Source organism: Pseudoalteromonas sp. JB197 (assembly GCF_002332205.1).
Lineage (GTDB): Bacteria > Pseudomonadota > Gammaproteobacteria > Enterobacterales > Alteromonadaceae > Pseudoalteromonas > Pseudoalteromonas nigrifaciens.
This window is the reverse complement of record NZ_NRGZ01000002.1, coordinates 434,436-448,300: the sequence shown is the minus strand read 5'-3', so window position 1 is coordinate 448,300 and position 13,865 is coordinate 434,436. Positions and strand designations below refer to the sequence as shown.

Here is a 13,865-nt window from a genome sequence, read left to right as displayed (position 1 = left end):
ACCTTTATTTTACATTTACAGCTAAGCCAAAAGCATTGTTTGGTGCAACTTGATAGATAAGTGTATTGATTTAAAAGGTTATTTGCCACCGGTGGCAAATAGGATTTAAAAGAAAAATATTTGTAACTATTCACCAAGACAAATTATTTTCTAAGGATCTTTTTTAGCTATTGACTGATCCTGCCAGTATGCCAAGCTAGAGCTATTACCCTATCGCTCTAGCTTTAATGAATTTAAACAGCATAAATATCACTGAAATAGTTGAGCAAACTAAAACTCAGTTACAAGAAGATAAAACACTCTCGCCAGCGTTGAAGATGTCTATTGAACTCATTCTTGTTGTCGTTGTTATGCTAGCTAGTAAATTAGGACTTAATAGTCAAAATAGTAGCATTCCTCCATCAAAAGATATCAACCGTACAAAGCCAACGAGAGAGAAGTCAGAAAAATCAGCTGGCGGACAAAAAGGCCGAGTAGGTAAAACGCTGACTCAAACAGAAACACCTGATGAGGTACAAGTCATTTTAGTTGACCGAGATTTTTTACCTAAAGGTCACTATCGTGAGGTGGGTTTTCAAAAGCGACAAGTCGTCGATATAGATATCAGTAAAGTGGTGACCGAATACCAGGCTCAAATCCTTGAGAATGAGCAAGGGAAGCGGTTTGTTGGTGAATTCCCCCAAGGTGTTAACGGTCCTATTCAATATGGTGTTGGTGTGAAAGCCCATGCGGTTTACTTATCACAATATCAATTACTCCCTTATAACCGCATTGAAGAATACTTTAGTGACCAACTAGGTATTCCGATCAGTGCCGGCAGTTTATTTAACTTTAATGAACAAGCAGCGGCACTGGTAAAGTCATCGGGCGCAGAAGGTATCATCAAAGCGGCATTACAAAGCCCGTATCAAACTTTGCATGTTGATGAGACTGGCATTAATATCGGCGGTAAACGGCGATGGCTTCATGGTGCATCAACGACTTGGTGGACTTATTTTTATCCTCATGAAAAAAGAGGAAAAATAGCGATGGATGAGGCCGGTATTTTACCGCACTTTACCGGTGTGCTATGTCATGACCATTGGAAGCCATATTATCAATATACCCAATGCCAACATGCATTATGTAATGCTCACCACATCCGAGAATTAGAAAGGGCTTGGGAGCAAGACGGCATGCAATGGGCGAAGGATATGCAAACCTTACTTAAAGAAATGAATAAAGCTCAAATAGATAATCCCGACCTAGATAAAGGGGCTAAACAGAAATATCGTGAGCAATATCAAAAAATATTGCTTCAAGGTGACGCTAAATGTCCACCACCAGATAAAAGTAGCCGAGTGAAAGGTCAGCGAGGCCGATTAAAGCGAACCAAATCCCGCGCATTATTGGAACGACTAAGAGATTATCAAGATGATGTTTTACGTTTCATGATGAGCACTGGCGTGCCATTTACCAACAACCAAGGCGAGAATGATATTAGGATGACCAAGGTTCATCAAAAAATATCGGGGTGTTTTAGAAGTAAGCAAGGAGCTGAAATGTTCTGCTTGCTGAGAAGCTATTTATCGACTTGCAGAAAACAATATGTATCTGCAAGCCTAGCCCTTGAGTTATTATTCAAAAATCAGCTGCCTGATATATTCATTTCAGATGAGGCTGAATAGTTACAAATATTTTTTGTTTTTTTAGCAAATAAAAAAAACAGCTTAATCAAATAAAGTGATTAAGCTGTTAACCTTAGGGGGAATTAGCATTGAAAAGAGTTTTATAGGTTATAGCGGATACCCAAGAAGAACTGGCGGCCGGTATGGTTATATTCACGCGGTAAATCTAACGTACCATCGCCTGTGGTATAAAGGCGTTCATATTCATCTGTGAGATTTATTGCTTCAAATGTCATAGTGACATTCTCATTGATGTTATAAAAAGCCGATAGATCGAAGTGCGTTGGTCCTGTTGTTGCTTCTTCTGCGTTACCATTGTTACCTGTGTAATCAGTAATATAGTTATCACGAGTATTCATTGAGGCACGTATGCCATAGTCTTCTACTTCATAATACAAGGTGAAGTTATATGAATTTTCAGACAACCCTGTAATTTCTCCTGCAGAAACATAGGTATAGTTAGATACAAGGCCGGTATTTTTCAAGAACCCAGGTAAGAACGAAAAAGGCTGTTGGTAAATAAGCTCAAGCCCTTTAATAACGGTACCATCACCATTAACCGGTACATAATGAGTGTATGGGGTAGTGCGTGGATCTAATGCACTTGATGGGTCATACTGCGGATCATTATCTATAAAGGGTAAGTAGGCTGGATCGACTAACTTTTCTTCTGTGTCACTGGTTATAAACGAGCCAATGTCTTTATAAAACACGGTTGCTGCAAGTAATGACTCTTCCTCAAAATACCATTCAACACCAAAGTCTGTATTGGTAGAGGTAAATGGGTCTAAAAATGGGTTACCTGCACTCACAGTACCATTTAAATAAGAAAACGAAGGATTGCCGGGATTGAGCGAACTTAAACTTGGCCGTGTCATGGTTTTAGACAAACCGAGCCTTACAATCACATCGTCTGTTGCATCAAGGGCTAAATTCAGTACTGGTAGAACATTATCGTAGCTATTTTCGATTGTTACTGGATCTGTTTGAATAAAACCTGTTGATGTTGTTTCAGTTTTAACATAACGCACACCGGCATTGGTGCGTAACAACATATCAGAAATTTCATATTCAAAATTTGTCTCGATATACGCTGCCATGGTTTCTTCTTCAACTTTCCAGCTTTGTGCGCTGCGCGGTATCCATTCTTTTACTAACAATTGTGAGTTTATGGCATCAAAATCAGCGACTAGAAACGGCGATAATGTACCATCGTAACCTGTGCCAAAATCATCATTTGGCATAAGTTGAGAAAATCCAGCTGCGGAATCTTGATCAGGAAAGCCATTTATTTGGGACTCATTATAGCTAACAGTTCTATCATTATAAGCAATACCGCCTTTTATATTCATCATGTCCATTTGATATGACAAATCAACCTTCGCTGTATCGTTTTCTCTTAATACATCGGTGGCACGTAAGCGGCCATCCGCTAAATCAAACGAATTTGCATCTAAGGTGTCGTAATCATAATCCATAACGGCAGTATTATTTGCGGTACCAAAATCCATCGACACTCTATGTGGCGTGTTGTTAGTCATGTTATAACGATATTGCTCAGAGCGGGCATCAGATTCAGCTGTGCCGACCATGGCATCTAAGGTTAGGTAGTCAGATAAATGATACTTGCCTGAGAGGACATATTGTTGGAACTTTGTTTTTGAAATCTGTTGACGGCTTTCTACGCGAGATTTTACACCATTAAATGTCGCTGCTTGGATTTGTTTACCGTTATCAGCAACTGTAATTGATTCAGGGGTAATTTCGCTGAATGTATTTCTAAACATCTCGAAAAAGTTGTACATGGTACGGTCATTATCGAGTGTCGAATGTAATGTATCTAAGGTAAGAACGAGATCATCATTTGGGGCATATTGTAAAGATCCGGTAAAACCTAAGCGGTCTTGTTCATTCCCAAAAAAATCAGGACGAGGCAGGCGAGGGGTATATAAACAGTTTACTGGATCTACGCTTTGCCCTTCAAATTCACAATTACCGGTGTTGGGTGTGCCAATTACTTCAGTATTAGCAGTATCTGCGTATATACCGCCGCCATCAAGTACTGGCGTAGTCCAGCGCACAGTACCAAAACCTTCTTGACGTACGGTTCGTTCAGATTTGGCAACAGAAAATAAAGCGCCAATAGTATCATCAGCAAATGTGTTACTGATCATAAACACCATGCGTGGGTCTACTTGTTCTGTTAGGTCGTTGTAACCTGCTTGCGCGGATGCTGCAACATGAAAACCGGTTGAATCAAAAGGCCGTGCAGAATACATATCAACAGTACCGGCAATGCCGCCTTCTTCGGTAGCCGCGGTTGGCGTTTTTTGAATATCAACACGATTAAATAATTCAGAAGCAAATATATTAAAGTCAAAAGCACGACCCCCATTTACACCACCGCCAGAATCTGTGCCATCAGTACTTGCGGGCACTTCCATACCGTTTAAAGTAGTACGTGTAAATGCAGGACCTAAACCACGTAAGGTAATTTGGCGTCCTTCGCCACCTTCGCGGGAAATAGCAACACCAGGAATACGCTGTAATGATTCAGCAATATTCAGATCAGGAAACTTACCAATATCTTCGGCAGCAATAGACTCTGTGGTATTTACTTCAAAACGCTTAGTAGCGAGAGACTTGTTTAGCGATGATCTAAAACCGGTTACTTGAATTAACTCAATGTCACTTTCGGCTTTAGTTGTTGCATTTTCTTGTTCATCAGCCGCCATTGCATAAGAGGTAGTGCCCAACAGTAGTGCGCTGATCAAGCAATTGAGGGGCTTTAAAGCGAATTTATTTGTTGTCTTCATTGTGTGTGTTCCTCGATATTACAGTCATGTTGTTCTGTTAATGTCAGTGCTGTTTTTATTTTTAACGCTAATTTTTTGTTTGCTTGTATTCATCAAATTATTGCTAGCTCCTGCTGTATAGCTGCACCATAGAGGCCAAAAGTATTCCTTTAAACAATGACGCTGGTTGCTCGCTTTTATAGTTCGTTTTATTTAACTAGCTTGATGATTGCTAAAGCCAAAATTGCGTTTTAATAAATACGCGATTAATTTCTTTATTCTCCATTTCATAAAAATTCTGCTGATACAGCAACGTATCGTTAATCTAAAGTAATGAAATAAAAATAACATTAACCATCTGAATTTAATCATTAAAAGTTAAATTACAACATCCTGTTTATTTTATTACATTGCTTTGCTACCGGTGGCATAAATTTCAAGTTAGCTGTTCTAAATTACAATGTCAAACATTAAAAGTTACATATTTAATGTATTTTTTACATATTCATTGGTGAAAAAAGAGACGACCTTAAAGCTTAAAATTTAATTAACGTTGATTTATATAACGTCGTTGCCACCGGTGGCGGTTGGTGTTATGTTTAAAAAATGGCTAGCTCTACCGATATTTATTTCCAATAAAAAATATAACCGATGACTAGCTAACCGTTAATTATTCAAACACAATAGAGCGATAGATATGGCTAAATTATTAATAACAATACTTATCATGGTGAGTTTTTCGTGTATGTCGGCTACAGATAAAACACAGGTTTTTATGGCAGGGGATTCAACCATGTCAATTAAAGAAATTAAAGATTACCCAGAAACTGGCTGGGGAATGCCGTTTAGCATCTTTTTCAATGAATCAGTAAGTGTGATTAATTTAGCTAAAAATGGCCGTAGCACAGGGACTTTTATTAAAGAAGGGCTATGGCAACAGATCACAACAGACCTAAAAGCGGGTGATTACGTTATTATCCAGTTTGGCCATAATGACCAGTCAAAAGAAAAAGGCGATCGCTATACGCCTCCACAGCAATATAAACAAAATTTGCTGAATTTTATTACTGATGTACGCGCTAAAAAAGCCAAAGCGATCTTAATGACGCCAGTAACAAGACGTTATTTTGACGATGCTGGCAATATTAAAGAAACTCACCCAATTTACTCTGATTTAGTTCGTGAAGTAGCAGCGCAAAGTGGCGTTGATTTTATTGATATGGATCGGGTAACCCAGCAGTACTTTCAAAACCTTGGTGAGCTCAACTCCCGCTTACGTTTTATGCAACTTGAGGAAAATGCACACCCTAATTATCCAAAAGGTGTAAATGATAATACCCATTTTAATGAGCTTGGTGCGCGTGAAGTTGCGCAACTGGTTTTAGCTGAACTACGTAAGCTCAATCACCCATTAGTAAATATGTTACGTACTCCAGATCCTAAACATTTAAGATAACAAACTTCCCTTAAACTTTAGCCACCATTTACGCTTAGTGAACTGGTGGCATTTTTGTTTCTTTGCGACTTATTTATAGCCTTTATTAACAATCTCTATTTATAGCCAATCAATTTCGTATAACATATTCTTCTATTAGCTGAATCTAGCATTGAATTGTGCCTCGTGGAGTCCCATAACCAAGTCATAATTTAAATAAATTTATCAGACTCTGATAGGAGTATGTATGGCTGAGTTATCTGCAATTCCTTTTTCTTTACTTGAGCTAAGCCCAATGAAAGAACACCAAAGCGTGTCACAAACACTCGCTAACAGCGTAGCATATGCTCAAAAAGCAGATGAGTTAGGTTTCAAGCGTTTTTGGATGGCAGAGCACCATAATATGCTAGGTATTGTTTGCGCCGCTACGTCAGTATTAATCGGCCATATAGCTGGGAAAACAAATAATATTCGCGTTGGTGCTGGTGGAGTCATGTTACCCAATCATCCGCCATTGGTCGTTGCTGAACAATTTGGTACATTAGAAAGCCTTTACCCTGGGCGCATTGATTTAGGGCTGGGTCGTGCACCGGGTAGTGATCATATTACCAGTCGTGCACTAAGGCGGGATGAACGTCGCGCTGAAAACTTTGCTGATGAAGTGACAGAGCTACAAACGTTACTTGGCCCTTATGATGGTAGCTACCCGGTTCGGGCGATCCCAGGTGAAAACACCAATGTACCAATATGGTTATTAGGTTCAAGCTTATACAGTGCAAAGCTTGCGGCAGAAAGAGGCTTACCTTATGCCTTTGCTGGACATTTTGCGCCGCGTTTTGTTTATGATGCTATTGCATTGTATCGTCGTGAATTTAAACCATCTAAAGTGTTAGCTAAGCCACATGTCATGTTAGGACTCCCTGTTGTAACAGCAGATACTGATGAACACGCACAATTTTTAGCAACCACCTCAAAACAACGTATTTTAGCCTTATTACGTGGTGATCCCTTATGGTTAAAACCACCAGTGCAAACAATGGATGGCTTGTGGAGTGCGCAAGAGCAAGCACAGGTGGAAAACTTTTTAGGACTGTCGGTAGTCGGTAGCTCAATCACAGTTGCCCATAAACTTAGTATGATTGCTAAAGAATTGAATGTGGATGAATTTATATTTACCAATGACTTATATGAAAGTGAAGATAGACATCGTGCCCTTGAAATCTTAATGGCGATAAAATAAATATTTCATTCAAAAAAGTGACTCGTGTTAACTAAAATTAAGCAACGGCTCATATTGCTATTGCTATCCTACCTTTACCAACTAGAGCAAACGCTCTAGTTGGGTGCTATATTTTTAAAGACCCTATAGAAATAGACAACTTAATTAATTAAGTTAATTCGTCGTTTTTGTTCGGTTTTATTAATCACTGTGATTTATACAATCAATTTTAACGTTTGAATCAAATTCATTAAAATAAAGGCATAAACCCAGTTACTCATCAAAAGGAAGGCCGGCAATGAAACCTCAAGACTCAACAACCACGCAATCTTTCAATAAAACGGCATTGATTGCAGAGGGTGGGGGGCAACGAGGAATATTTACAGCGGGTGTACTGGATGCATGGCTTGAACACAATTATGATCCATTCGATTTATTTATTGGCACCTCAGCCGGCTCGCAAAATTTAACCAGTTTTTTAGCACGACAAAAAGGTTATGCAAAACGCCTTATAAGAGGCTTATCAAGGCATAAACGATTTTTTCAATTAGGCAGAGGTCTACTTGGAAAAAGTATTGTTGATCTTGATTGGTACTTTGATAAAACCACCGAGTTTAATCGTGCTATTGATTTCAAAACGGCTAAAACAAGTTTAGGTGCAAGAGAGTTATTGATCACAGCGACTAATGCAAAAGATAGAAAACCTTACTTTTTAACGCCAACTGGTGAAGATAAACAATGGCGAGCATTATTAAAAGCCTCAAGTGCATTACCGTTTTTATATAAGCAAGGTGTTAGCTTAACGCCTTGGCTTGATAAAGTTGCTGCCAATGAAGAGTTTGCAAGCCTACAAAGTACAGCTGTAACAGATGATTTCTTTTTAGATGGTGGCCTTGCTGCACCTCTGCCTGTCATTGAGGCTTATAATCGTGGTGCGCGGAAAATTGTCGTTATTCGTACGGTTGATGCCTGCCTACCCATTCAATCTGCTTGGGTTAATAAGCTAAAAGCGTTTGTGTGTGCATCAGGTTATTGCCCTAAAACTATTGACTATTTACTACAGCATGAGCAAGCATATTTAGATGAATTAAACTTTATGGCAAACCCACCAGAGGATCTTGAACTAATCCAAATATTTGCGGGCAGCAAACTACATAGCAAATTATTAGGCAGCACAGACAGTGACTTACGCCATGATTATAAATTAGGCTTGGCGGCAGGTAATAGCTATTTAACCCAGCAATATTCGTCTCATCAAACAACTCAACCGTGTTACGGATAATAAAGCCGTAACACAATGGTTAACGGGCGCTTTCTACGATTTCAGCGCGCCGATAATTACTAATTGCAGCACCTGCTAAAACAAATACCAGAGCAACAACAACAGACCACGAAAAACTAATTTGTTCAGCAAAAACCAACATGACTGTAGAGAGTAACGGCGTTAAAAAGCTTAATGACGCAAGTAGTGATTTATTACCTCGTTTTAATGCACTATCCCATAAGTAAAATGCGCCGCCTACAGGGCCCATTCCTAGTAGTATAACGCCGATACTTTCAGCACTTGAAAAATTCAACTGAGTTGGCTCAAAATACAAGTGTGCTAACAACGCCAAGAGTGCTACATAAAGTGAAAGCCAGCCTATATCGTCCACATGATTATCAAAGCGTGTCATCAAAAATGAATAGCTTGACCACAATAGTGCGCAACTAGCCGCGAATAAATAGCCTAATGAGTTTTGGCTACTAATGTTGATCCCGCTGCCATCGGTTATCAACAATACAATGCCAATAAAACCGACGAACCCTCCGATGATTGCATTTATTCTAGAGCATGAGTTAGCAATAAACACACCTAGTAGCAACGGCCATAAATACACAATTAGGCTAACTTCAATAAGTGAAGCATATTTTAACGCCATAAAATAGCAAAAGTGAAAACCAAATAGACCAATAATACCTATGATTGTTTGTGTTTTACTCAGTGAGGGAGGGGTAAAAAGAGGCTGCTTAGTGAGTACCCTCTTTATAAATAACAATAAAAACGACACAGCAAAGCACATAAACAGTAGCTGAAAAGCAGGTATCGACTTTGTTAAATTCCCCAGTAGTGCTAATGCACCCCATAAAAAAATAGCTAATACACCAAAAGTTGTTGCCATCACGCATATATCAGTTAAAGAGCAGGGAATTAGTATATCAAGCTATTGCCTGTTAATTTGTGATAAATAGCATTTTTGAAACTTAAATAGAGATTTAATACAGCCAACCCTTGCTAATTTATATCAGCTAGATAAAGTAGCGACTAAATAAGTATTCTAAATTTAAGAATTAGTATTCTCTCTATATTTAACAACAATAAAAGGGCAAACATGTTTGATTTGATCGTAGGCAGGATAAATAATCTGCTTTGGGGCGAAGGGCAAATACTGATCTACATTTTACTATTCACCGGTATTTGGTTTTCAGTACGTTTAAAACTGATTCAAATTTTTAAATTTAAACATATGTTTAGTTTACTAAAAGGCAGTAGCAAATGCGATAAAAACGACATTAGTTCGTTTCAAGCACTTTGCACCGGATTAAGTGCTCGGGTTGGCACGGGGAATTTAGCTGGCGTTGCTGTGGCAATATCATTAGGTGGCAGCGGCGCGATATTTTGGATGTGGGGGATTGCCATATTAGGCATGGCCACAGGGTTTGCTGAAAGCGTACTTGGTCAAGTATATAAAGTGCGCGACAGCCAAGGCGAGTTTAGAGGCGGCCCTGCGTATTATATTCAACAAGGATTAGGCAATCGAGCCTTCGCTATTACTTTTGCACTGTGCTTATTTTTAGGTTACGGCTTTACCTTTAGCGCCATGCAAACCAACACCATTACCGATGCACTTAATTTTGCCTTCGAAATTCCAACCTTTTACTCTGGATTAGTGATCACTGTGTTAGCCGGCTCTATTATTGTGGGTGGTTTTAAAGCAATCGCCCGCTTTGCTGAGCGCGTAGTACCGGTAATGGGCATAGTGTTTGTGCTTGTTGCAGTTATTATTACTTTAATAAACTTCACCCAAGTGCCTGCTATGCTTAAAGATATATTTTTATCAGCATTTGGGCTGCAAGAAGCAGGTGCAGGCGCGATGGGTGCAGCAATAAAAAATGGTATTCAACGTGGCCTTTATTCAAACGAAGCGGGCGCGGGCAGTGTGCCACATGCTTCAGCCAGTGCAAGCCCACTGCCTAATCATCCGGTAACACAGGGCTACATTCAAATGTTAGGGGTGTTTTTCGACACCATAGTATTGTGTAGTTGTACTGCGGTTATTATTTTACTTGCCGATATAGACATAAGCGGCGAAATGGAAGGTATACGTTTAACGCAAAGCGCCATGACCGCTCATTTAGCGCAAGGGGGTGTGTACTTTGTAGCAGCCGCTCTTACCTTGTTTGCCTTTACGTCTGTAGTAGCCAACTATGCTTACGCAGAAAGTAACTTGCACTTATTTAAACTCGATAACAAAGTAGGCCGTGGTATTTATACTTTGCTTTATTTATCAATGATGTTGTGGGGCGCGTCGGCCACATTAAAGCAAGTATGGGATTTAGCCGATATTGCTTTAGGTCTAATGACAGTGGTTAACGTTATCGCTATTATATTGCTAACCCCAACAATATTAGCGGTTACTCGCGATTATCATACGCAACGCGAAAAAGGCTTAGAGCCCGAATTTAAAGTAAATGATGTAAAAGTACAGGGTAAATGCGAAACCGGCATTTGGGACTAGTTTACGTATTTTAAGTCACTTTTAGCATTAATAAACGGTTTTATGGCAGCATAAAACCGTTTTTACTTTTGCATAATTATTCTATTTTTAGCCTGGTTATATACAAAGTAAGTAACAAATATATACGATTAAATAGAAATAAGCAGCGCAATTAAACACAGATTTTATAGGCTAAATTTTTAGATGATCAACATTTACGCAGGTAAAACTGCTGCAAAAATAATAAACGAACAGGGGTTTAAACCCGAATTATTCAGCTCATTTTTAGGTGCCAGCGGCGGGCCAAAATGGTTTACCTTGTTTGGTTTAGACAAATATATATTTGGTGAGTTTTTTAAAAACCATAGCCAACCGCTTAACTTAATTGGCTCATCGGCCGGTGCATTTCGCTCAGCGTGTTTTGCCCAAAACGATCCGGTTGCAGCAATTGAACGTTTAGCAAAATCGTATTCGCAAACTCGCTATTCTAGTAACAAACCAACACCAAGTGAAATAACTATAAAAGCACGCGCATTGCTTGAAGATGTTTTTGGCAATAACGGCGTGGCTGAAATTATAAATAACCCCGTATTTAAAGCACATTTTATAGTGGCAAAATCGAATGGATTTATAGGCAGTGAAAATAAATTATTACAGCTTATGGGGTTATCAAAAAGTTATATGCTTAATCGGGTAAACCGAAAATACTTAGGTTCACAATATCAGCGTTTTATATTTGGCCCAGCAACAAGCGACTTATCAATTACCGACAGCTATAATTTTAAAACACAAAAAATAGCGCTTACCCAAAATAATTTAAAAGATGCCTTACTTGCATCGGGTTCAATACCGTTAGTTATGCAAGGAATTAAAAATATTGCAGGAACATCCGCTGGCATGTATCGCGATGGCGGAATTATTGATTACCACTTTGATTTAAAAATTAACAACCCAGGACTCATTTTATATCCGCACTTTAATTCAGAGCCAAAAGCAGGGTGGTTTGATAAAAATTTAAAACGTAAAGTATCGCCACTTAATTACGATAACGTGGTAATGATCACGCCATCAAAAGAATTTATAGCAGGCTTACCCTACGGAAAAATTCCAGATAGAAATGATTTTACCGATCTAGATGCAGACACACGCATTAAATATTGGAATACTGTTTTTAGTGAAACTGAAAAGTTGGCTGAAGCATTTGATGAAAAATTAAATAATGAAAGTTTCGATTCAAAGTCATACTAGTAATTTAATAGCTAATAATCCATAAATTATAAGCGAAATAATTAAACGGCTGAAAGCACTTTTTTATTATAAATTTTAATCTGAGGACAGCTGTGGCAGTTTAGGAGGGATCTACAAAAGCTGAATATTAAATACACCTCAAACATAACTAATAGTTGCATGTGTAAGTTTACGTGTCAAAATTAAGAGAAAAATATAGTTGTATGAAAATATGGAAAATCTAGTAGAAGAATCAACCAGAATTAAAGAAATGATGCCAATCTATACTGGAACATTAACAGCAATTGTAGCAATTACTGTGGGTGTTATTTCTGGGTGGTGGAATCATATGAATATGAAAGCTTCAATAAAAGGAATGGCTTCCCAAGAAGAAAAAAAAAGGAAATATGAAAAAACTGAAAAAGCATATGAGAATTTTAATATATGGAAAAAAGCATATGATATACGTACTTTTGATATGGTTTCCTATTATCACAGACATATTTCTTATGAAGAAATGATAGCTATGAAAAAAGAGCCAAATTCTCAATATGCTGGGAAAGCATTGGAAACGGTAGAGATGTTGATGGATCTATACTTATGTGAGGAATGCTCAAAAAAATTTAAAAGTGTACTAAGTAAAAGAGATGACGTTGGTAAATATTTTCACGAAAAAAATCAGAGTAAAAAAATATACGAATCATTTAAAAGAAATTTAGATGAATTTGAAGATGCATGTAATGATTTTAAAAAGCAATTAAAAAAAGCAATCACAGTTTAATGTTAAAAGGGCGAAAAGCTTTTAACATTAAAGCGATAAATATAATAAGGTTGTGTCATAGTTATTCCTCTCTGGGTAATCGTATAAATTAATAGCTTTTTTACATGATTAATTTTCCTTAGCTGAGAGATAGCGATACTGGAGTCCACGAACAGATTGAGGGCGCATTTGCGTTATTAATTACATTATAGCAATAACAGCCCATAAGTTGTGTTATGTTAAATTGCCTTATTTAAAAGAAAGCGAGGGTGATTTATTCAAATCAGCTCGCTTTTAGGAGAGTAATTTAGGGGTTAATTAAGCTCGGAGTCGACCCAAAACTTAGTACCTTTTAATACTGCTTGTAGTGCAAGGCCGCTTTCGGTCAAAGAATACACAGTAACTTGGTCTGCTATTGCTTCGGCAACTAATGCACCGCCTTTTTCTTTATATTTAGCTGCTGCATCTGCGTTTCCGCCAAATGCCCAACCGTGTTCAATAAATCTGTTTAGTGCCGCTTGGTTATGAAAAACCATAACAACGTTAAAGTCTTTAACACCTAAACCTAGGCCTAAACCGGCTTCGCCCATATTCATGTATGTAGATTTACCCGTTAGGTTATTTTTAATAACACCATAACCACCACCAAAACTAGCTAAAACAACATTGACGTTGGCATTATCAAAAACAGCATAACCTGCAGAGTTAGCAATTTGCTTTTTAACATCTGGTTTTATCGCGTAAAGTTTACTTAATGTATTTGATTCCATGCTATGCACTAATGCACGTTTTTCGCTTGGTGAGGCGCTGCCTGTTGTTGCACAACCTGTGAGCGCGAGTGTAAATACGACCATACTTAGCAAAATAAATCTTTTCATGAATTTTCCTTAAATAACATTTATAACTAGCAAGTATATAATTACAAAATAATAGAATCTATTTATGTCCAATACTAGCCGTTATATATAGTGATTACTGTGTACTAATTATTTTTTTGAATTGTA

10 protein-coding genes are annotated in these 13,865 nt (G+C 38.1%); 7 read left to right on the top strand and 3 right to left on the bottom strand.

Going from position 1 to position 13,865, the window contains the following annotated elements:
* Positions 1-227 precede the first annotated feature (227 nt).
* Positions 228-1,667: an IS66 family transposase gene (locus CIK86_RS17130; RefSeq protein WP_086993120.1), complete on the top strand. Its 1,440-nt coding sequence runs from the start codon at positions 228-230 to the stop codon at positions 1,665-1,667.
* A 101-nt stretch (positions 1,668-1,768) separates the two neighbouring features.
* Here the strand turns inward: CIK86_RS17130 and CIK86_RS17125 are convergent, their stop codons facing one another.
* Positions 1,769-4,483: a TonB-dependent receptor gene (locus tag CIK86_RS17125; RefSeq protein WP_086998528.1), complete on the bottom strand. Its 2,715-nt coding sequence runs from the start codon at positions 4,481-4,483 to the stop codon at positions 1,769-1,771.
* A gap of 676 nt (positions 4,484-5,159) precedes the next feature.
* On the opposite strand from CIK86_RS17125, the gene CIK86_RS17120 reads away from it, so the two are divergent.
* From CIK86_RS17120 to CIK86_RS17110, 3 genes are all read left to right on the top strand, one after another.
* Positions 5,160-5,918 carry a rhamnogalacturonan acetylesterase gene (locus tag CIK86_RS17120; RefSeq protein ID WP_086998531.1) on the top strand — a complete coding sequence of 253 codons (759 nt, stop codon included), beginning with the start codon at positions 5,160-5,162 and terminating at the stop codon, positions 5,916-5,918.
* A gap of 226 nt (positions 5,919-6,144) precedes the next feature.
* The gene (locus CIK86_RS17115) at positions 6,145-7,137 is read left to right on the top strand and encodes an LLM class flavin-dependent oxidoreductase (protein ID WP_086998534.1); all 993 of its coding nucleotides are present in this window, start codon (positions 6,145-6,147) and stop codon (positions 7,135-7,137) included.
* 277 nt (positions 7,138-7,414) lie between these two features.
* On the top strand, positions 7,415-8,398 hold the full coding sequence (locus CIK86_RS17110) for a patatin family protein (protein ID WP_086998536.1): 984 nt from the start codon (positions 7,415-7,417) through the stop codon (positions 8,396-8,398).
* Between the two features lie 19 nt (positions 8,399-8,417).
* On the opposite strand, the gene CIK86_RS17105 is transcribed toward CIK86_RS17110, so the two are convergent.
* Positions 8,418-9,278, bottom strand: coding sequence for an EamA family transporter (locus tag CIK86_RS17105; protein WP_086998538.1), 861 nt, complete (start codon positions 9,276-9,278; stop codon positions 8,418-8,420).
* A 210-nt stretch (positions 9,279-9,488) separates the two neighbouring features.
* Here CIK86_RS17105 and CIK86_RS17100 point away from each other — a divergent pair, with 210 nt between their 5' ends.
* From CIK86_RS17100 to CIK86_RS17090, 3 genes are all read left to right on the top strand, one after another.
* Positions 9,489-10,895, top strand: a complete 1,407-nt coding sequence (locus tag CIK86_RS17100; protein WP_086998541.1) for an alanine/glycine:cation symporter family protein — start codon at positions 9,489-9,491, stop codon at positions 10,893-10,895.
* A 183-nt stretch (positions 10,896-11,078) separates the two neighbouring features.
* Positions 11,079-12,122 (top strand): patatin-like phospholipase family protein, encoded by a 1,044-nt coding sequence (locus CIK86_RS17095; protein WP_086998544.1) that lies wholly within the window; start codon positions 11,079-11,081, stop codon positions 12,120-12,122.
* Positions 12,123-12,333: 211 nt separating this feature from the next.
* Positions 12,334-12,882 carry a hypothetical protein gene (locus tag CIK86_RS17090; RefSeq protein WP_086998547.1) on the top strand — a complete coding sequence of 183 codons (549 nt, stop codon included), beginning with the start codon at positions 12,334-12,336 and terminating at the stop codon, positions 12,880-12,882.
* Positions 12,883-13,175: 293 nt separating this feature from the next.
* Here the strand turns inward: CIK86_RS17090 and CIK86_RS17085 are convergent, their stop codons facing one another.
* Complete coding sequence (locus CIK86_RS17085) at positions 13,176-13,739, bottom strand: YSC84-related protein (RefSeq protein ID WP_011330176.1); 564 nt, start codon at positions 13,737-13,739, stop codon at positions 13,176-13,178.
* Positions 13,740-13,865 lie beyond the last annotated feature (126 nt).